The sequence below is a fragment of the Kribbella sp. NPDC051586 genome (assembly GCF_044453965.1).
Classification (GTDB): Bacteria; Actinomycetota; Actinomycetes; order Propionibacteriales; family Kribbellaceae; genus Kribbella.
The window spans coordinates 1,108,766-1,128,915 of record NZ_JBITDF010000003.1 but is presented as its reverse complement, the minus strand read 5'-3'; the positions used below and the strand labels follow the sequence as shown (position 1 = coordinate 1,128,915).

The following is a 20,150-nucleotide window of genomic DNA, read 5'->3' as shown; positions in this document are numbered from 1 at the left end:
GGTTGCTCAGTCCTCTTCCAGTACGGCGAGACCCGGGAGCTCCTTGCCCTCCAGGTATTCGAGCGACGCCCCACCACCGGTGGAGATGTGCCCGAACGCATCGTCGGCGAAGCCTAGCTGGCGGACGGCGGCCGCGGAGTCACCGCCGCCGACGACACTCAGCCCGTCCACCTCGGTCAACGCCTGCGCGACGGCCTTCGTTCCGGCCGCGAACGCCGCCATCTCGAAGACACCCATCGGACCGTTCCAGAACACGGTCCTGGCGCCGGCGATCTCGGCCGCGAAGGCCTTGCCGGAGTCCGGGCCGATGTCCAGGCCGAGCTGGTCGGCCGGGATCGCGTCCGCCGTGACCACGGTGGCCGGCGAGTCGGCCTTGAACTCGGGCGCGACCACGATGTCGGTCGGCAGCACGATCTTGTCGCCGGCCTGCTTCAGGTAGCCGCGGACGGTGTCCAGCTGGTCTTCCTCGAGCAGGCTCTTGCCGACCTCGTGGCCCTGCGCCTTGAGGAACGTGAAGACCATGCCGCCGCCGATCAGCAGCTTGTCGGCCTTGGCCAGCAGGTTGTCGATCACGGCGAGCTTGTCGGACACCTTCGCGCCGCCGAGGACCACGACGTACGGACGAGCGGGCTCCTCGGTCAGCTTCTTCAGCACGTCGACCTCGGCGAGCACCAGGCCGCCGGCCGCGTGCGGAAGCTCGCGAGCCACGTCGTACACGCTGGCCTGCTTGCGGTGCACGACACCGAAACCGTCGCTGACGAAGACGTCGGCCAGCGCGGCCAGCTCCTCGGCCAGCGCCCCCCGCTGCTCCTCGTCCTTGCTCTCCTCGCGGGCGTCGTAGCGCACGTTCTCGAGCAGCAGCACCTCGCCCTCGTCGAGGTCCTGCACCGATTCCTGGGCGCTCTCGCCGGTCAGGTCGGTGGCGAAATGCACGGTGATGCCCTCGGGCTGCAGCAGCTCGCCGAGCCGCTTCGCGACCGGGGCCAGCGTGAACTCCGGGTTCGGCTGACCCTTCGGGCGGCCGAGGTGCGCGGTGACGATCACCTTGGCGCCGGCCTTCGCCAGCTTCACCAGCGTCGGCAGCGAGGCGCGGATCCGGCCGTCGTCGCCGATCACGCCGTCCTTGAGCGGCACGTTCAGGTCGGACCGGACGAGCACCCGCATCCCGGCCAGGTCACCCAGATCTTCGATGGTCTTCACAGTTCAGCTTCCTCAACTCAAGCGTGAAGCCTGTGCCGGCGCCTTCGCGGGCGCCGGCACAGGCCGGGAATCAGACGGTCGTCAGAGCCGTGTTACTCAGAGCCGTGTTACAGCGAGGCGCCGACGTGCTTCACGAGGTCGACGAGGCGGTTGGAGTAGCCCCACTCGTTGTCGTACCAGCCGACGACCTTGACCTGGTTGCCGATCACCTTGGTCAGGCCCGAGTCGAAGATGCAGGACGCCGGGTCGGTGACGATGTCGGTCGAGACGATCTCGTCCTCGGTGTAGGTCAGGTACCCCTTCAGCGAGCCCTCGGCCGCGGCGGCCTTGTAGGCCTCCTTGACCTCGTCCACGGTGACCTCGCGGCCGACCGTGACGGTCAGGTCGGTGGCCGAGCCGGTCGGGACCGGGACGCGCAGCGCGTAGCCGTCCAGCTTGCCCTTGAGCTCCGGCAGGACCAGGCCGATCGCCTTCGCGGCGCCGGTCGAGGTCGGGACGATGTTCAGCGCGGCGGCGCGGGCGCGGCGCAGGTCCTTGTGCGGGCCGTCCTGCAGGTTCTGGTCCTGGGTGTACGCGTGGATCGTGGTCATCAGACCCTTCTCGATCGTGAACGCGTCGTTGAGGACCTTGGCCAGCGGGGCGATGCAGTTGGTGGTGCAGGACGCGTTCGAGATCACGGTGTGCTTCTCGGCGTCGTACAGGTCGTGGTTCACGCCCATCACCACGGTCAGGTCCTCGTTCTTCGCCGGGGCGGAGATGATGACCTTCTTGGCGCCGTTGTCGGCGTGGGTCTTGGCCTTGGTGGCGTCGGTGAAGAAGCCGGTCGACTCGATCACCACGTCGGCGCCGACGTCGGACCACTTCAGGTTGGCCGGGTCGCGCTCGGCGAACGCCTTGAAGCTCTTCCCGCCGACGGTGATGTCGTCGTCGGTCGCGGAGACCTCGCCCGGGAAGCGGCCCAGGATCGAGTCGTACTTCAGCAGGTGAGCGAGGGTCTGGTTGTCGGTCAAGTCGTTGACGGCGACGACCTCGATGTCGGCACCGGACGCCTGCACGGCGCGGAAGAAGTTACGGCCGATCCGGCCGAAGCCGTTGATACCTACGCGTACGGTCACGGGACTGCGTCTCCTTGAACTAGCTGTCGAGCACTGCCGCTACAGCCCGAACACTAGCCCAACAGCCCACCTGGCCAACTGGTAGCGTCCACATCAGACCACCATGACCCGCCGGTAGCTCTGCAAGCAGACCACCCCACGTGCAACTGCCCCGGAAACCTTCCGGGGCAGCCGTTTGAATACCAGTTGACCAGCTGGTGCGTCAGCCGAGGCCGAGCGCAGGCTTCGCGGCGCGCGCTCCCGCCGTGCTTTCCTTGGCTCCGTCGGCGGCCTGGTCGGTCTTGCTCACGCCGCCCAGCGGTGCTTGGCCGCTGTTCAGCAGGTCACGCGCGAACGCGACGTCGCCGGCCTGACCTACCCGCAGCGCACCGGCGACCTTGTCCATGCCGGTCTGTGGCCCCGTCTGCACCTCGTTGTCCGGCCAGGCCACGCCACCCGCTCCCGGATCGGCGACCATCTTGTTCTGGTTCTGCTGCTCGGCGGCCTTCCGCGCGGCCTCGGCCTGCATGCGCTCGACCTCGCGCTTGATGGCCTCTTGGTTGATCCTGTCCATCGCCGCGGCTTCTTCTTCAGTGGTGCCCATCAGTCCTCATCTGTTCATTGGATGGAAACCCCGTAGAGCAATCCAAGCAACGCGATCAGGGCGACGCGGGTGGCAGTTGATAACGATCTGGTCAGGCCGGGTCGAGCATGTCCGGGGTCAGGTTGGCCTCGGTGTTGGGGATGCCGAGGTCGGCGGCGCGCTTGTCCGCCATCGCGAGCAGACGGCGGATGCGGCCGGCTACTGCATCCTTCGTGAGAGCCGGCTCGTGCAGCTGTCCGAGCTCCTCGAGGCTGGCCTGCTTGTGCTCCAGCCGCAGCTTGCCCGCGACCTGCAGGTGATCGGGCACGTCGTCGCCGAGGATCTCCAGCGCTCGTTCGACGCGGGCGCCGGCAGCGACCGCGGCGCGGGCCGAACGACGGAGGTTGGCGTCGTCGAAGTTCGCGAGCCGGTTCGCGGTTGCGCGGACCTCGCGCCGCATCCGGCGCTCCTCCCACGCGAGCACCGACTCGTGCGCGCCGAGCCGGGTCAGCAGGGCGCCGATCGCGTCGCCGTCGCGGATCACCACGCGGTCGACGTTCCGCACCTCGCGTGCCTTCGATCCGATGCCGAGCCGCCGGGCCGCACCGACCAGCGCGAGCGCCGCCTCGGGACCGGGACAGGTCACCTCGAGCGACGACGACCGGCCGGGCTCCGTCAGTGAGCCGTGCGCCAGGAACGCGCCCCGCCAAGCCGCGACCGCATCACAGGAAGCGCCCGACACCACCGCCGGCGGAAGGCCGCGCACCGGCCGGCCGCGGTTGTCCACCAGGCCGGTCTGCCGCGCCAGCGCGTCACCGTCACGGACGACGCGGACGACGTACTTCGTCTGCTTGCGAATGCCGGACGGGGAGATCACCACGACGTCCGACGGGTGCCCGAAGATCTCGGCGATGTCCTTGCGCAGCCGCCGGGCCGCGGCGCCGCTGTCCAGCTCGGCCTCCACGACGATCCGTCCGGACACCAGGTGCAGCCCGCCCGCGAACCGCAGGATCGACGAGACCTCGGCCTTGCGGCAACACGGTTTCGTCACCTGAATACTGGTCAGCTCGGACTTCACCTGTGCTGTCATCGCCATGAAGGCCATCCTCCCACCCATGTCAAAGACCCTTGGACCACCAACGGCCCCGAGCGCCTGCGGTTACGGCCATCCGGGACGCTGCAACCTTCGGGCGGGTTGATCGCGTTACCCCGGCGACATTGTGAGAGGAGGCGCATGAAGGCATCGGATGAAGCCGAGTTCACCGAGTTCGCCGCCGCCATGATCCGGCGGCTGCGGCGTACGGCGTACCTGATGTGCGGCGACTGGCATCGCGCCGAGGATGCCGCGCAGGACGCGTTGGTCAAGGTCTACCGCCGTTGGAACCGGATCGACCGCACGCATGGCCTGAACAGCTACGCCCACCAGTGCTTGGTCACATCGGTCTTCGACCAGTCCCGCAAGCCATGGCGGCGCGAGCGACTCATCGACGCCGACGATCGTGCCGGCGTGCTCGCAGACCCGGCCGGCTCGGTCGACGACCGGATGTTCGTCGTCGAGGCCCTGGCCGCGTTGCCGCCGAGCCAACGGGCGTGCGTCGTACTGCGCCACTACGGCGATCTCAGCATCGAACAGACCGCCGCCGTCCTGGGGATCGGCGTCGGCGGCGTGAAGAGCCAGACCTCCCGAGCCCTCACCCGCCTCCGCGAGCTTCTCGACCAGACCGAAAGGAGCGCCCCGTGAACAACGACATCGAACACCTGCTGGCGACCGCTGCCGACGACACCGACCGGCCGCTGAACACCGACGTCGACCACCTGCTGATCCGGGCCCGGCGTTCGGTCCGCCGTACCCGCATCGCGACCGCCTCCACCGCGGTCCTCACCACGGCGGCGATCATCGGCGGCATCGCCACCTGGTCCGCTACCCGGGACGAGAGCGCAGGCCCGGCCGGTACTCCGTCGGGTCAGACCATCACGATCGACGTCAAGACCGGCCGCATCGTCGACAACGAGACCGGCAAGACGGTCGTACCGGCACCGCCGGTGAGTCCGTTGGCCGATGCCGAGGTCCTGCGCCGATGCTCGGAGCACGACCTGGCCTACGCACGGCTGATCGACAGCGAGCACAAGACCGCCGACAAGGCCGGTCCGATCAACGGACGGTGGAAGGTCGTCGTGAAGAGCGGCGATCAGTCCGTGCTGAACACCCTGCTCCTCTCACCGGACCAGTCCGTCGTCGTGACCTGCACCATGGACGGTCCGGCCAAGCCGGAGAGCATGGGGCGCACCAGCACGGCAAGTGTCGCGGCGAGGAGTCAGTACCGGATTCCGCTGACCGTGCGGGACGGGTTCCGGGTTCCGGCGCCCGGTGTGGCTCGCGTGCTGCTCGACATCGACGGCGAAAGCAACCCGCGTGAGGCCCTGGTCGGATCGGATGGATTCGTCACGCTCGGCCACCCCGGCAAGGACGACAAGCTCATCACGCTGGATCGGATCCGGGGCTACGACGCCGCCGGCAAGAAGGTGTACGACCAGACGACCAAGCCGTTCACGGGCCCGGCGCGGACGGTCGATCCGGCGGTGACCGTCAAGACCGCGCAAGCGATCACGCCGGTGGTCGTGCTGACCAAGGAACCCGGGACCGGGAAGCCGCTCGCCGCCGCGCCACCCGTCAGTCCGCTCACCGACGAACAGGTCACCACCCAGTGCGAAGGCGTCGACGAGATCTACTTCAAGGATCTGGCGAACGGCGGCGTGAACACCGACGACGCAGTGATCAAGGCCGCCGGACCGATCTCGCGGGCGTGGCAGGTCGCGCTCAAGACCGGCACCGGGGACAAGCTGACGGCGGTGCTGATCTCGCCCGACAAGCGCGTGTACGCGTGGTGTCACATGCTGACGCCGACCGCGAAGGGCGCGTACGACTACAGCCGCGGCGCGGTCCAGGCCGACGGGAAGTTCAAGAATCTGTCCGGCTTCGCGATGGTTCCCGACGGGGTCGCGCAGATCGTCGTCGACCTGCCGACCGGCCCGACCCGTGCATTGATGTCGAACGGCTTCTTCATCTGGGGTCTGACCGGCGGGAACGCGGGCATCAAGAGCGTCCGGGTCCATGGGTACGACGCCCGGGGCAAGCAGGTCTACGACCAGCCGATGAACCTGGACGTCGACTTCGACTAGCTGAAGATCTCGCGGTACACCTTGGCGAGTTTGTCCGGGGCGTGGTGCAGGTCGCGGTCGTCGGCGGCGATGTCGGCGATCACCAGCTCGGCCCCGAGGGATTCCGCAGTACGGCGGAGTGACTCGGGGTCGGGCACGTGGCCGGTGTCCGCGAGGACGACGTCGATGCGCAGGTCCGGTGCGTGGGCGGCCAGCACCTCTAGGTGGGTCTCGGGTGAGAAGCCGTCGGTCTCGCCCTTCTGCTCCCCCAGGTTCAGCGTGAGGAGTCGGCGGGCACTGGTCAGCTCGAGGCCGCGGCAGAGCTCGGGGACCAGCAGATTCGGGATGACGGACGTGAACCATGAACCCGGGCCGACGACGACCCAGTCGGCTTCGGCGATGGCTACGAGCGCCTCGGGGCAAGCCGGCGGGTCGGCGGGGTCGAGCGCGACATCGACCACGTGCCCCTCGGTCGTCGCCACCTCGGCCTGACCGCGGATCTCAGTGATCACCTCGGGATGCGCGGGATCGAGCCCGAGCACCCGCGCGGTGATGTCCAGCGGTACGGAGGACATCGGCAGCACGCGCCCTTGTGCACCGAGCAGTCGCGCCACCCAGTCGAGCCCATCGACCGCCTCGCCGAGGAGCTCCCACAACGCGACGATCAGCAGGTTGCCGACCGCGTGGTCGTGCAGCTCACCGTTGCTGCGGAAGCGATGCTGCAGTACGTCGGCCCACGTGCGGCCCCACTCGTCGTCGCGGCACAGCGCGGCCAGGGCCATCCGCAGATCGCCCGGCGGCAGCACACCCAGCTCCTGGCGAAGCCGGCCCGACGAGCCACCGTTGTCCGCGACGGTGACCACCGCGGTCAGCTGGTCGGTGACGTGGCGCAGTGCGGACAGGGAGGCGGCCAGACCGTGTCCCCCACCTAGTGCTACTACTCGGGATGATCGCGTCACTCCCGCCCCAAGTCCCGATGTACCACCAACGTCGGCGACCCCTTCTCGCGCAGCCTGCGGGCGATCTCCTCGGCCATCGCGACGCTGCGGTGCTTACCCCCGGTGCAGCCGATCGCGACGGTGACGAAGCGCTTGCCCTCGTTCAGGTAGCCGGTCCGCAGGGTGTCCAGCACGTCCACGTAGTTCTGCAGGAACTGCTGGGCCAGCGGATGGCCGAGCACGAAGTCTGACACAGGCTTGTCCTGCCCGGTCATCGGGCGCAGGTCGGGCTGCCAGTACGGGTTCGGGATGAAGCGCATGTCGGCGACCACGTCGGCGTCGACCGGGATGCCGTACTTGAACCCGAACGACACCACGGTCGCCCGGAGCTCGGCGTTCTCCTCGTCGCCGAAGGCGTTCACGATCTTCGCGGCGAGCTGGTGGATGTTGAGGCTCGAGGTGTCGATGACCAGGTCGGCGCCGGCCCGGATGTCACCGAGCAGTTCGCGCTCGCGCTGGATGCCGTCCAGCAGCCGGCCCTCGCCCTGCAGCGGGTGCGGCCGGCGGACGCTCTCCTGCCGGCGCACGATCACGTCGTCCGAGGCCTCGAGGAACAGCGTGAGCGGGCGATAGCCCTTCAGCCGCAGGTCGTGGATGGCCGAGCTCAGCTCCTCGAAGAACAAGCCGGTCCGGACGTCGACGACGACCGCGAGCCGTGGCGCCGCGCCGGTGCCGATGACCTGCTCGACCAGCGTGGTCAGGAACATCGGCGGCAGGTTGTCCACCACGAACCAGCCGAGGTCTTCCAGTACGTCGGCGACGGAGCTCCGTCCCGCGCCGGACATGCCGGACACGATGATGAGGTTGCCGCCCGTGTCGTCCATCAGTTTCAGTTCTCCCTGGAGTCCCCGTCAGGCGCCCCGGCCGGCGCCGGGACGTCGTCGCCCAGTATCTCGCCTGTGGCCGTGTTCACCGATGGCGCCCGGCCGGTTTCCGCCTTCGTTGCGGCAGCGTTCACCGCGAGTACGACGGACTCGGCCAGCCGCGGCCCGAAACCGGGCAGGTCCGCGACCTCGTCGATCGTCGCCGCACGCAACTTCTTCAACGACCCGAAGTGCCGCAGCAAGGTCTTCCGCCGGACCTCGCCCAGCCCCGGGACCTCGTCGAGCGTGCTCTCGACCATCGACTTCGACCGGCGGTTGCGGTGGTGCGTGATCGCGAACCGGTGCGCCTCGTCGCGGAGTCGCTGCAGCAGGTACAAGCCCTCCGACGTACGGGAGAAGATGACCGGGTCCTCCTCGTCCGGCAGCCAGACCTCCTCGAGCCGTTTGGCCAGGCCGCACACCGGGATGTCGCCGAGGCCGAGCTCGTCCATCGCCTGCCGGGCCGCCGCCACCTGAGGCGGACCGCCGTCGACCACGACCAGGCTGGGCGCGTAGGAGAACTTCTTCGCCCGGCCCGTCTCCGGGTCGATCAGCGCCGCCGACGGGTCGTCGTCCTCGGTCATCGCGGCCCGGTCGTCGAGCAGCCGCTTGAAGCGGCGGGTCAGGACCTCGGCGATCGAGGCGACGTCGTTCTGCCCGTCGACGCCCTTGATCACGAACCGCCGGTACTCGCTCTTGCGGGGCAGGCCGTCCTCGAAGACGACCATCGAGGCGACCACCTCGGTGCCCTGCAGGTTCGAGATGTCGTAGCACTCCAGCCGCAGCGGTGCCTCGGGCAGGTCGAGCCCGGCCTGGATCTCCTCGAGCGCCTGGTTGCGGGTGGTCAGATCGCTGGCCCGCTTGGTCTTGTGCATCGTCAACGTCTGCAACGCGTTGCGCTCGACGGTCTCCATCAGCGCCTTCTTGTCGCCGCGCTGCGGGACCCGGATCGACACCCGCGCGCCGCGGATCCCCTCCAGCCACTCGGTCAGCGCGTCGGCGTCCTCCGGCATGGTCGGGACCAGGATCTCGCGCGGGATCGCGTCGACCGAGTCGTCGGCGTACATCTGCTGGATGAATCGCGAGACGAGGTCGCCGGTCGTCGCCGTACCGTCGGCCTTGTCGGCGATCCAGCCGCGCTCACCGCGGATCCGGCCGCCGCGGACGTAGAAGATCTGCACGGCGACCTCGAGCGGGTCCTCGCTCAGCGCGATCACGTCGGTGTCGGTGCCGTCGCCGAGGACGACCGCGTTCTTGGCCAGGGCCTTCTCGAGCGCGGCCAGGTCGTCGCGGATCTTTGCGGCCCGCTCGTACTCGAGCTCGGCCGCGGCGGCCTTCATCTCCTTCTCCAGCCGGCGCACGTACGTCGCGGTCTGGCCGGACAGGAACGCCGCGAAGTCGTCGACGATCTTGCGGTGCTCGTCCTGGGTCACCTGACCGGTGCAGGGCGCGGCGCACTTGCCGATGTACCCGAGCAGGCAGGGGCGGCCGATCTGGCGGTGCCGGTTGAAGACGCCCTTGCTGCACGAGCGCATCGGGAACACCCGGAGCAGCAGGTCGACGGTCTCGCGGATCGCCCAGGCGTGGCTGTACGGACCGAAGTACCGCACGCCCTTCTTCTTCTGGCCGCGGCCGACCATCACCCGCGGGTAGTCCTCGTTGAGGGTGATGGCGAGCCACGGGTACGACTTGTCGTCGCGGTACTTCACGTTGAAGCGCGGGTCGTACTCCTTGATCCAGGAGTACTCCAGCTGCAGCGACTCGACCTCGCTGGCGACCACGGTCCACTCGACCTTCGAGGCCGTCGTGACCATCGCCTGCGTGCGGGGGTGCAGGTTCACCAGGTCCTGGAAGTACGACGACAACCGGGCCCGCAGGTTCTTCGCCTTGCCGACGTAGATCACCCGCCCGGCGGAGTCGCTGAAACGGTAGACGCCGGGCGAGTCGGGGATCGATCCCGGAGCGGGACGGTAGGAGGACGGATCAGCCACCCAACCACCCTAGTTCGCGATGCCGACAAATCCGGAATTCCGGCAAAGTCTCTAAAGCAGGTTCAATGACAGACTTGAAGGTATGACGATCGACGAACTGGATCGGACGATCCGCGCGTACGACGGTGTCCGGGTGCTCGAGGCCCAGGACGACCTGTTCTACCTCTACGACCCGGCGGCCGACCTCCCACCGGAGCGACAGCAGCCGTTCGCCACCATTGTCACCGGCGACCACTATGAGACGGTGTCGCGACTCGACGAGCCGGGCGCCTGGCGGCTGAACATCGGTCTCACCAAGGCGACGTACACGTCCCTCTTCGGAGCGGCGCCGACCGAGCGGGACGCGGACTGGGTGCTCGACTCGGGTCACGACTACACGGCGCGCGGCACCCTGATGCCGCACCCGTTCTACGCCTCGCAGTACTGGGTCTGCATCGTCGATCCGACCGACCTCGGCGCACTCGTACCTCACCTCGAGGAGGCCTACGAGTTCGCGGCTCGTAAGTACGCCAACCATCAGTCCCGCCAAACGCAGTGAACTTTGCAGTCGTGTTGCGGCTTGCCCCATAAGCCCGGTTTGACCCCCGGTTGGGATGAGCGTCGTCTCTAGCGTGTGACACAGGGTAGATGTGCAGGACCTTTGCGTGAGGCAACAACGCCTTGCGCTGACTCGAGGGAGTTCCGCCCATGTCCCCATCCCTGAGCAGGCCGCGCGCTGTACCGCGCCGTTTCCTAGGCGCACTCGCGGCTTCAGCGCTCGCAGCCACCGGCATCGTCGCGTCGGCAGCCGGCAGCAACGCGGCACAGCCGGCCCCGGCCGGTACCGCGTCGATCCGTGGCGCCGGAAGTTCGAACGCGATCCCCGGCAGCTACATCGTCGTACTGAACGGCCAGCGGTCGCAGGCGCAGACCCGGGTCACCACGCAGAGCCTGGCGACGAGCTACGACGTCAAGGTCAAGGACCAGTACGACGCCTCGATCAAGGGCTTCTCCGCGAGCATGAGTGAGGACCAGGCGAAGAAGCTGGCCGGCGACTCGAGGGTCGCGTTCGTCCAGCAGAACCAGAAGATCAGCGTCAACCAGGACAACCCGCCGTGGGGCCTGGACCGCGCCGACCAGCGCGATCTGCCGCTGGACAAGAAGTACGAGGCGTCGACGACGGCCGACAACGTGAACGTCTACGTGATCGACACCGGTATCTACGCCAAGCACAAGGACTTCGGCGACCGCGCCTCGGTCGGCACCGACACCGTCGGCGACGGCCAGAACGGCGTCGACTGCATGGGTCACGGCAGCCACGTGGCCGGCACCATCGCCGGTACGACGTACGGCGTGGCCAAGGGCGCGAAGGTGATCGCGGTCCGCGTGCTCGACTGCACGGGCTCCGGCTCGACCGAGTCCGTGGTGGCCGGAATCGACTGGGTGACCAAGAACGCCAAGAAGCCCGCGGTCGCGAACATGAGCCTCGGCGGCGGCGCGGACGACGCGCTGGACGCGGCGGTGAAGGCCTCGGTCGGCGCCGGCGTCACCTATGCCGTTGCTGCCGGCAACGACAGCGCGGACGCCTGCCTGAGCTCGCCGGCCCGGGAGCCCTCGGCGATCACGGTCGGCGCGACCGACGACCAGGACCGGCGGGCGTCGTTCTCGAACTTCGGCAAGTGCGTGGACCTGTTCGCGCCGGGTGTCGACATCACCTCGGTCGGCATCACCGACCCGGACGCCACCGCGAAGATGAGCGGTACGTCGATGGCCACGCCGCACGTCGCCGGCGGGATCGCGCTGTACCTGGCCGACCACCCGGACGCGACGCCGGCAGACGTCGCCAAGGCGCTCGTCACGAACTCGACGCCGGACAAGGTCGGCGACCCGGGTGACGCGTCGCCGAACAAGCTCCTGTTCGTCGGGAAGGCGGATCCGGCCCAGTCCTGATCCGAGAACGAAAGGGCCCGGCCCGCAGGCCGGGCCCTTTCTCATGCCTGCCGGACGGGGTCAGGCGGACTGAACGATGTTGGCGCCCTCGACCGCGACGTTGACCGCGGGCAGCGGCGACTGCGCCGGCCCGCTGGCCACGCTGCCGTCGCTGATCTTGAAGTGGCTGTTGTGGAACGGGCAGACGATCTGGCCGTCCTCGACGGAGCCGACGATGTTGCCCTGGTGCGTGCAGACCGCGGAGAAGCCCTTGTACTGACCCGCGGTCGGCTGGGTCACGACGACCTTGGCGTCGGTGAACACCTTGCCGCCGCCGACCGGTACGTCGGACACCGGGCCGAGGACCGTGCCGCCGCCGGCAGGCGCACTCGACGAGGGTGCACTGGAGGACGGCGCGCTGGAGGACGGGGTGCTCGCACTCGGCGAGGAGCTCGAACCGGTGGCCGACGGCGTGGAGCTGCCTCCGGACGCGTCGTCGCTACTACCGCAGGCCGCAAGGATCGGGGCGCTGGCACCCACCAGCGCGGCCACGGCCGCGCAGCGGAGCACCGTCCTCCGGTCGCGCAGATCGGCCGCCGCTGTGCTGGGCACAGCCTCGGCCGGCTGCGGTGTGGTGACTGGTGCCATCGTGTCATCGCTCATGAATCTGGACCTCCAGGAGCCTGCGAGTCGAAGTAGTTGAACGCTATATACCGACTCAAACGACCGGATGAGCCGAACGGTTCAACCGCTCGCGGATTCAACCGCAGTTTGAAGGTTTGCTGTGAATCAGCTGGCAGACCGGGTCACCGTCTCCACGACCCGGGCCGCGAGTTCCAGTACGGCGCGACGCGTCTCGGCCTGCAGCTCACTCGAATGCAGCGGCCACGCCCCGGCGACATGCGGGTCGTACGGCAACATGACCGGCGCCAGACCCCGCTGCCGAAGCGCCTCCCCCAGCCACCGGCTGGTGTCCTCGTCGGCGTTCTCGACCATCGTGATCACGACGACTCCCCGGCTGAGGAGCAGGTCCTGCCCGGCCGGTCCGAGCGTGTCGAGCTGCTGCAGGCAATAGCCCGCGACCGGCTGGGCCGACGGTACGACGAGCACCGTGCAGTGCCCCGTGTTCGCCATCTCGGTCGCGATCTCGTCGTACATGCTGCCCGGGCAGTCCACCAGAGCGAGCCCGACGTCGCGTGCCCCCTGGCTCTGCACATCGGCGAGCGTGGACCGCAGCGCAGCGACCGCCGGGTTGCTGCGGATCAGGCTGACGCCCTCGATCGCCCCAGCTCCGAGGGCCAGCTCGAGCCGCCGCGACAGCTCCGCACCGGACGGGTCGACGTCGACCGCCACCACCCGATCGGCGCGCTGCGACGCCAGCATCGTCGACAGCAAGGCGGCGACCGTCGACGTACCGCCGTTGATCACCGGACTGGTCACCCCGATCCTGCGGGTGATCGCGATCGGCCGACGTACGGTGGCCAGGTCGTCGACGTCGCGCCGCATCCGGCTCGAGCCACCGACCAGGTACGCCGCCTCGCTGGCGATTCGGCGCAGTAGGCCGCCCTGCCCGTCAGAGTCAGTCATTCCATCCGGTCGTCAGAACTTGTGCAGCAGGCTCGTGTAGACGCCGAAGACTCCCAGCGCCAGTGGGACCACAGCGATGATCGCCACCACCTCAACATAGTCCAGCACCTGTGTCAGCCGGGCGCGGACATGCTCTGCCGGAGCAAAGCCCAGGCCGAACGCGCAGAACATCGCGACCAGGACCAACAGACCGAGAGCGATGAACGCGCCGCCCTGTCCGGTGACGGCGGCGATCAGGACGCAGCCGGAGACGATGGTGAACGCTGCGGCGAACAGTACGGCGACCTCGCTCAGCAACGGGTACATGCGCGACCGAGACGCGAGCAGGAACGCCAGGACGAGCGCCAGCCCAACCGCCCAGACAGAGCCCTGCCGCAACAACATGAGGCCGGCGACTGCCGACGACACCGCGATTGGCGCGGTCGCCAGCGCCAGGCCGAGGTGCGCCGCGTTCAGCGCGCTCTGTACGTCGCCGCGCATGATCTCCCGGCCGGCGGCTCGCTGGTCGTCCAGACCAGACAGCCCGGACAGCGCCAGCGCCATCCGCGGCAGTAGCCCCAGCAGCAGTACGGCGAGCAGCGCAGCGAGCGCACCGACCCGCTCAGCGGCCAGACCGGTGCCGACACCGATCATCCAGACCGCGACGAACAGCAGCGCCGTCGCTCCGGCGACAACGCCACCACCTGCGACGCCAGCGGCCGCATAGAACAGCGGGCCGAACGCCAGACACAACGCACCGACAGTCAGGACCAGCCCGAAGGTCCAGCCCGCATCCAGCGCCCAGTACCCGACAGCCAGCGCCAGCGTGACGGTCGCGATCGTCACCAGCGGGATTGCCATCAGCTTGTTGCCCACGCGGCCGAGTGCGATGCCGACGAAGGCACAGATCGCGGCGAGCACCAGCAGGACAGCTGCCGTCACCGGGTTCGGCGCAGCGACGAGGACGGAGATCCCACCTGCAACCACCGAGAAGACCAGCCCGGTTCCCGCAAGGATGCGCCGGTGGCTGGGCTTGAACGCAGTACCTCGTCGTTCGAGGTCGGCGACCGCCTCCTCGGTCACGTCGTACACGGTCGGTGGCGCCGGCAGCTCGCCCTCTGCCGCCAGTCGCAGCACCGCGCCGTCGAGCACCAGCGAGCCGGCGAGCGTGCCTTCCGGCGGCACCAGCGTGCCGTCGGCGGTGGTCAGGAAGCGGCGTCGCGGCGTCTCTTGGAGCGGCTCGTCGAGCATCCGGAGCAGGTCCGGCAGCAGAACCCCCAGCGGCTCGTCTGCCGGAAGCACAGCGTCCATGCGACGCCGCCGGCCGATGACTGTGACCCGGCTGTAGGTGCTCATGCGGCAGGCACCAGCTTCTCCATCACCTTCTGGAACTTCCCCCAGTCTTCCGGACGCCCGTCTCCGAGCGGATACCACAGCGCCGGCTTGTGCGCCGGACCGATCGCCAAGGCGGTCGGGATCCCGTCGACAGCCAGGGCTTCGGCCAGCGGCCGCCCGTTGAGGGCCTCATAGCCTGCGGCGACACCGATCGGGCCGGCCACTCCCGCGAAGCGTGGCTGGTAGGTGCCGTCCGCCGCGCCGTACGAGCCCATGACGAGCGCCGAGATCAGCTCGAAGTTGTCGGCGACGTCGTCGATGACACGACCGACGTCTGTGACCGGCGGGAAACCCGTCCCGGGCTGTGCCACGCACAGGGTCACCGTCTCGTCCACTCCCGACATGGTCCGGAGCAGCTCGAGCGTGCCGCGCGCCGGCTTGAAGTCATCGCCCGGCTGACCCGACAGCACCAGCCAGGTCGGCGCGGGCGCACGCCCCCGGCAGTACTCCGTGAGCGCTGCCGGGCTCCACGGCTGGGTCACGGGCTCGGACGTCGACCACCCGGTCGGGCCGCCGCCGGTCGTCTCGGTGAACAGCTTCTCCGCCAGATGGCCGACCTCGAGGGACTCCGTCGCCTGGTGCCGCACCCGCACGGTCAGCTGTAGATGCGCGGTCGGCGTCTCCTCGACCAAGAACGCCGGATGGATGTCTGCGGTGCCGTCGCCGTCACCTGTCAGCACAGCCACGAACAGCTCGCCGTTCCACTTCAGCCGGGCGCCGTTCAGCCCGTCGAAGTACTCGTCGTCGTCCACCGCCACCACCCACCGCGAGATGGGCTCGCCGAAGAGTTTCGAGCGGACGGGCCAGGTCAGCCGTGTGGCGGGTGATGTGACCAGCTGGATGCCGCGGTCCTCGGCCGTCGCCGCAAGGACCGCATCGGCAAGCCACGACGACATGCCCACGACCGCGCGGTCCTGCATCACCACTGCCACCCGATCGGTGATCAGGTCGACGCCTGGGCTGAACATCAGGTCGTTGGGCATCAGTTGTGCTCCTTCCCGGCAACCATCGGCGACGTGTCGCACACCCGGCCGCCGAGCCTGGCGATCAGGTTCTCGGCGTACCTGTCCGCGATCTCCCGTACCCGCTGCTCGGCCCCCGCCCGGACCTCGACCCACCAGGTCGGCGTCCTGACCGCGCCTACGTCCGGTCCGAGCATCCGCTCGACCTCACCGGGCACCTGGATCAGCAGCGGGATCTCGATCGACACCAATGGCACGCCGTCGTCGTCACACAGCTGGATGACGGCTCCGTCGGCCACAGCGCGGACCCGGAGGTCGTTCCCCGCCGCACCGAGGCCCGCGAGTACGTCGTCGCTCGTCGGTCGCCCGTCCAGCAGCAACACCAGGTCGTAGCTCATCTCGTAGCTCCTCCACTCGGCTGGGATGCGTGCAGCGGGTCGGCCAGGGCGGTCTGGACGAGCTGAGGTGCGTCACCGCGTCGTACGAACAGACCGCGGCCCGGCGGGTAGTCCCCCGGATACGCACCCGTGAACAGCTGGCCCTCGTTCCGGTCCCCGGACATCACCAGTCCCGCCGTTCCTGACTCGAGTACGGCGGACAGGAACGGCTCGTACAGCTGCCGCGATGCACCCGACGCCCGCCGGGTCACGATGAAGTGCAGCTTGATGTCGCGGCCCGCCCCGACGTACGGCAGAAACGGGTCCATCGGCGACTGACCACCGGTCGTCAGCAGGTCGTAGTCGTCGGCGAGTACAACGATGCGCGGCCCGCCGCGGCCCGCCTCCGGGATCGTTCCGGTGTCGTCCGGCATCCGCTTGGCCAGCTCCTGCGAGACCCCTGCCGCCAGCCCTGCCGCGACCCGGCCCGTGGGCGCGTAGCCGCCGACGTACGCCGCCGGCACGTACTCGCGGAGTCCGCGGCGGGGATCCATTACCGCGAACACGAGCTCGTCGGACGTGTGCTGTTCGATGAGCTGCTGTACGACCAGCCGCATCAGGTTGGTCTTGCCGGACCCGCTGTCGCCGAAGACGACCAGGTTGCTGTCCCGGCCCGCCAGATCCAGATACACCGGCGCCAGCGCCCTCTCGTCCACACCGACCGGTACGACGCCCTGCCGGCCGACCTCGTCCGGGACGTTGGCCCGCGGCAGCTGCAGCGGCAGGATCCGGATCTGTGGCGCGCGGGGCCCGTTCCATGCGGACCGCGCTGTCATGGCCTGTGCCTCGAGCACATCGGAGAGGTTGTCGTCCGACGCGTCGCCGTCGACGCGTGGCAGCGCTACCTGGACGAACAGCTTGCTGCCTGGCACGAGCAGCCGCCCCGGACCTGCCTTGCGCAGGACCTCCTGCAGCCGCCGGTCGATGTTCGAATCGGTCGCGTCGTTCAACCGCAGCTCGAGCGTCGTCCCGAACAGTGCCTGGTTCTGCATCCGGATGTCGTTCCAGCGCATCATCGCGGCGACTACGTGTACGCCATAGCTGCTGCCGCGCTGCAGGATGTCCGTCAGGGGCTCGTCCAGTTCGTCGAACGTCGTCCGGACCGCACCGTAGTTGTCGACGACCAGAACCACGTCAGCGGTCGGCAGCTCCGGGACCCGTCCGGCCGCGTGCTCGTCTCGCAGCGCCTCCATCGTGTCGATCCCGTGGTTGCGGAACACCCGCTCACGGATGTCGATCATGGTGCGGACCTCTTCGACAGTACGGCGGATCCGCTCCCGGTCGGTCCGCAGAGCGATCCCGCCGACGTGCGGCAGCCCGGACAGTGCCTGCATGCCACCACCGGCGAGGTCCAGCGCGTAGATCGCGACCTGCTGTGGTGTGTGCGTGTGGGCGAGCGACGTGACCACGGTGCGCAACGCCGTCGTCTTGCCGGACTGCGGGCCGCCCACGAACGCAACGTGCCCACCCGCTCGGGTCAGGTCCAACGGGTACACGTCCTGCCGCTGCCGGCGCGGGTCGTCGATCACACCGATCGGCGGCTGCATCCGAGGTGCCCCGGCCGCGAGCTGCAGGCCACGCTCCGCGACGAAGTCCGTCCGCCCGGCCAGGGCATCCAGGGTGCACGCGGCCGGCAGCGGCGGCAGCCAGATCTTCAGGATCGGCTTCGCCGCAGTGCGGACCTGGTCGACGAACACGTCCAGCACCGTCGGCCCGGTGGTTCGTTCTGTCGCCATCAGCTCGGCCGGCGCGCCGAGCAGTTCCTGCGGCCGCTGCTGGTACGTCGGGATCTCGTGGGGCCGTCCACCGGCGTCCTCGTCCTCCACCTCGTCCCCTGTCGGCGGGACGTACGGCCCGGAGACATATGCGGCCTTGAACCGCTGGTAGACGCTCGTATCCACCTTCAGGTACCCGAACCCCGGCAACGGCGGCAGGTGGAACGCGTCCGTACTGTCGAGGACAGTCCGGCTCTCCTCCTCGGAGAACGTCCGCAGCCCCAGCCGGTACGACAAGTAGGTGTCCAGCCCCCGCAACGCTCCTGACTCGATCCGCTGGCTCGACAGCAGCAGGTGCACGCCGATCGACCGTCCGATCCGTCCGATCGACAGGAAGAGGTCGATGAAGTCGGGACGCTGGTTCAGCAACTCCCCGAACTCGTCGATGATCACGAACAGGTGCGGGAGCGGCGCCATCTCCGGGCGCTGCCGGCGGTGCAGGCGGTAGTCGGTGATGTTCGCGATGTTGCCGGCATCCTTCAGGACCTGCTGCCTGCGCTGCACCTCGCCCGCCAGGCTCGCATACGCCCGTTCGATCAGGCCGGCGTCGTCCTGCAGGTTCGTGATGATGCCTGCCACGTGCGGCACGCCTTCGAACGGCGCGAATGTCGCACCGCCCTTGAAGTCCACCAGCACCAGGGCCAGGTCGTCCGGTGTGTGTGTCGCGAGCAACGCCATCACCATCGTCCGCAGTACCTCGGACTTGCCGGAACCGGTCGCGCCGATGATGAGGCCGTGCGGGCCCATTCCGAGCTGCGCGGACTCCTTCAGGTCGACCAGCGTCGTACCGCCGCCGTCGTCGACGCCCAGCGGCACGCGCAGGAAAGCCCGGTCAGGACGCGGTTTCCAGAGCTGCTGGAAGTCCAGCCGCGCGACGTCGTCGATGCTCAGCAACGTCATGAAGTCGATGTCGTCCAGCTGTGCGTCCTCACCGATCGAGTCCGCGGACAGGCGCAGCGGTGCGAGTGAGCGGGCAATGCCCTCGGCCAGCGCCGCGTCGGTGCGGTCCACCTGCCCGCCGGCGCTGATCAGGTACTGCCCGCGCAGATCTTCGACCCGCACGTCGTCGCCGTACACCGTGATCCGGATCGTCACCGCGCTCGGCTCCTGGACACGGTCGGACACCAGATGCAGCACGGTCACGCCGAGTTCCCCCGGCACGAGCGTGTCGTCGGCCCGCGGGCGGACGTCCTCCGACACCTCACCGTACGTGTCGTGGAGCACCAGCAGCCGCTGTGTCAGCCGACGCCGGTCGTCGAATCCGACCGAACCACGTCGCGACTCGGTCGCCCACTGCACCCGTTCGGACAGGTCGTCGGACAGCAGCGCCGAGAGCGCCCCAGGGCTGTCAGCCATCCGACGGAACGGGGTCGGCCCGATCCGGCGGTCGGTGTCTTCCACGTGCGGCAGCCAGGTCAACCACTCCCAGTCCGCCTTGGCTGCGCTCGGGAACGCGGCAGCAATCGCCACGTCCTCCGGTGCATGCCACACCGCGGCCTGCACAAGCAGGGACCGCGCGACGCGGACGACGCCGTCCCGATCGCCGACGATGCTCACGTTGCCCACGTGGTCCAGCGGTACCGTCAGCGGCATCTCGGGGATCAGCGTGAACCGGCGGACCAGCGCATTCGCCTCGGCCATCATGAACTGGTCCGGCGGCTCCATCGCGGAGCCCGACTGACCGACCACCGCCGGTACGACGGGAACCCGGCCGGTGCCGCAGCGGGGCTGCAGGAAGTCACTGTCGGTACGCCGCCGTGCCCAGAGCCGGGACACGTCGTTGACGCAGTCCAGCAGCGCGTCCGGCGGCGGGTTCAGGGCCAGTGCCGCGCTGCGTGCCTTGCGCTCCTGCACGGAGAACTCGTCGCGCAGCCGCTCCAGGTAGTCCAGGTACCGGGTGCGCTGGACCTTGCGCTGCTTGCCGCCGCCGCCCCGGCCGGCGAGCGTGCCCCCGACCATGCCGACCACCGTGACCACCGCCATGCCGATACCGATCATCACCATCGGCCCGGACCGTCCCACGGTCATCATGACCATCGACCCGACGCCGCTGAGGGCCGGAAGGACCTGCATCAGCGCGCCACCGCCGCCGGCGCGGCCGCCCGCACCCCCGAGCGTCGGCGCGGGTTCGACGACCCGCTGCTGCTCGACCCCCGGGGCCGGTATCTGCCTCGCCGGGCGATGCACGATCCGGCTAGCCACTAAGGTTTCCTCCGCTG

Annotated in this window: 17 protein-coding genes; 4 read left to right on the top strand and 13 right to left on the bottom strand. The window is 69.0% G+C overall.

Annotated elements, in window-relative coordinates:
• Positions 1-6: 6 nt before the first annotated feature.
• From ACIA58_RS24040 to whiA, 4 genes are all read right to left on the bottom strand, one after another.
• Positions 7-1,200 carry a phosphoglycerate kinase gene (locus tag ACIA58_RS24040; protein ID WP_396405989.1) on the bottom strand — a complete coding sequence of 398 codons (1,194 nt, stop codon included), beginning with the start codon at positions 1,198-1,200 and terminating at the stop codon, positions 7-9.
• A gap of 107 nt (positions 1,201-1,307) precedes the next feature.
• The gene (gap, locus tag ACIA58_RS24035) at positions 1,308-2,315 is read right to left on the bottom strand and encodes a type I glyceraldehyde-3-phosphate dehydrogenase (RefSeq protein WP_396405988.1); all 1,008 of its coding nucleotides are present in this window, start codon (positions 2,313-2,315) and stop codon (positions 1,308-1,310) included.
• Between the two features lie 202 nt (positions 2,316-2,517).
• Entirely contained in the window at positions 2,518-2,898 is a 381-nt protein-coding gene (locus tag ACIA58_RS24030; RefSeq protein WP_396405987.1) for a hypothetical protein, read from the bottom strand.
• A 91-nt stretch (positions 2,899-2,989) separates the two neighbouring features.
• Positions 2,990-3,973, bottom strand: a complete 984-nt coding sequence (whiA, locus tag ACIA58_RS24025) for a DNA-binding protein WhiA (protein ID WP_396405986.1) — start codon at positions 3,971-3,973, stop codon at positions 2,990-2,992.
• A gap of 138 nt (positions 3,974-4,111) precedes the next feature.
• Between whiA and ACIA58_RS24020 the strand changes: the two genes are divergently transcribed.
• Positions 4,112-4,618, top strand: coding sequence for a SigE family RNA polymerase sigma factor (locus tag ACIA58_RS24020; RefSeq protein ID WP_396405985.1), 507 nt, complete (start codon positions 4,112-4,114; stop codon positions 4,616-4,618).
• Positions 4,615-6,057 (top strand): hypothetical protein, encoded by a 1,443-nt coding sequence (locus ACIA58_RS24015; RefSeq protein WP_396405984.1) that lies wholly within the window; start codon positions 4,615-4,617, stop codon positions 6,055-6,057. Before ACIA58_RS24020 ends, ACIA58_RS24015 begins: the two co-directional genes overlap by 4 nt.
• On the opposite strand, the gene yvcK is transcribed toward ACIA58_RS24015, so the two are convergent.
• From yvcK to uvrC, 3 genes are read right to left on the bottom strand one after another with little or no spacing between them, the layout of a single operon-like run.
• Entirely contained in the window at positions 6,054-6,995 is a 942-nt protein-coding gene (gene yvcK, locus ACIA58_RS24010; protein WP_396405983.1) for a uridine diphosphate-N-acetylglucosamine-binding protein YvcK, read from the bottom strand. The two genes, ACIA58_RS24015 and yvcK, sit on opposite strands and share 4 nt — an antisense overlap.
• Complete coding sequence (gene rapZ, locus ACIA58_RS24005; protein WP_134115870.1) at positions 6,992-7,858, bottom strand: RNase adapter RapZ; 867 nt, start codon at positions 7,856-7,858, stop codon at positions 6,992-6,994. The genes yvcK and rapZ overlap by 4 nt, the downstream gene beginning before the upstream one ends.
• A 5-nt stretch (positions 7,859-7,863) precedes the next feature.
• Positions 7,864-9,888: an excinuclease ABC subunit UvrC gene (gene uvrC / locus ACIA58_RS24000; RefSeq protein ID WP_396405982.1), complete on the bottom strand. Its 2,025-nt coding sequence runs from the start codon at positions 9,886-9,888 to the stop codon at positions 7,864-7,866.
• A gap of 82 nt (positions 9,889-9,970) precedes the next feature.
• Here uvrC and ACIA58_RS23995 point away from each other — a divergent pair, with 82 nt between their 5' ends.
• Together ACIA58_RS23995 and ACIA58_RS23990 are read left to right on the top strand one after the other, a co-directional pair.
• Entirely contained in the window at positions 9,971-10,426 is a 456-nt protein-coding gene (locus tag ACIA58_RS23995) for a DUF6194 family protein (RefSeq protein WP_396405981.1), read from the top strand.
• A 149-nt stretch (positions 10,427-10,575) separates the two neighbouring features.
• Positions 10,576-11,817 carry a S8 family peptidase gene (locus ACIA58_RS23990; protein ID WP_396405980.1) on the top strand — a complete coding sequence of 414 codons (1,242 nt, stop codon included), beginning with the start codon at positions 10,576-10,578 and terminating at the stop codon, positions 11,815-11,817.
• Positions 11,818-11,877: 60 nt separating this feature from the next.
• On the opposite strand, the gene ACIA58_RS23985 is transcribed toward ACIA58_RS23990, so the two are convergent.
• From ACIA58_RS23985 to eccCa, 6 genes are all read right to left on the bottom strand, one after another.
• Positions 11,878-12,459, bottom strand: coding sequence for a Rieske (2Fe-2S) protein (locus tag ACIA58_RS23985; protein WP_396405979.1), 582 nt, complete (start codon positions 12,457-12,459; stop codon positions 11,878-11,880).
• Positions 12,460-12,585: 126 nt separating this feature from the next.
• On the bottom strand, positions 12,586-13,383 hold the full coding sequence (locus tag ACIA58_RS23980; protein WP_396405978.1) for a MinD/ParA family protein: 798 nt from the start codon (positions 13,381-13,383) through the stop codon (positions 12,586-12,588).
• 12 nt (positions 13,384-13,395) lie between these two features.
• Complete coding sequence (locus ACIA58_RS23975; RefSeq protein ID WP_396405977.1) at positions 13,396-14,718, bottom strand: EsaB/YukD family protein; 1,323 nt, start codon at positions 14,716-14,718, stop codon at positions 13,396-13,398.
• Positions 14,715-15,740: a DUF6177 family protein gene (locus tag ACIA58_RS23970; protein WP_396405976.1), complete on the bottom strand. Its 1,026-nt coding sequence runs from the start codon at positions 15,738-15,740 to the stop codon at positions 14,715-14,717. The genes ACIA58_RS23975 and ACIA58_RS23970 overlap by 4 nt, the downstream gene beginning before the upstream one ends.
• The gene (locus ACIA58_RS23965) at positions 15,740-16,117 is read right to left on the bottom strand and encodes a hypothetical protein (protein WP_396405975.1); all 378 of its coding nucleotides are present in this window, start codon (positions 16,115-16,117) and stop codon (positions 15,740-15,742) included. Before ACIA58_RS23965 ends, ACIA58_RS23970 begins: the two co-directional genes overlap by 1 nt.
• Positions 16,114-20,133 (bottom strand): type VII secretion protein EccCa, encoded by a 4,020-nt coding sequence (gene eccCa / locus ACIA58_RS23960; protein ID WP_396405974.1) that lies wholly within the window; start codon positions 20,131-20,133, stop codon positions 16,114-16,116. Before eccCa ends, ACIA58_RS23965 begins: the two co-directional genes overlap by 4 nt.
• Positions 20,134-20,150: the final 17 nt, after the last annotated feature.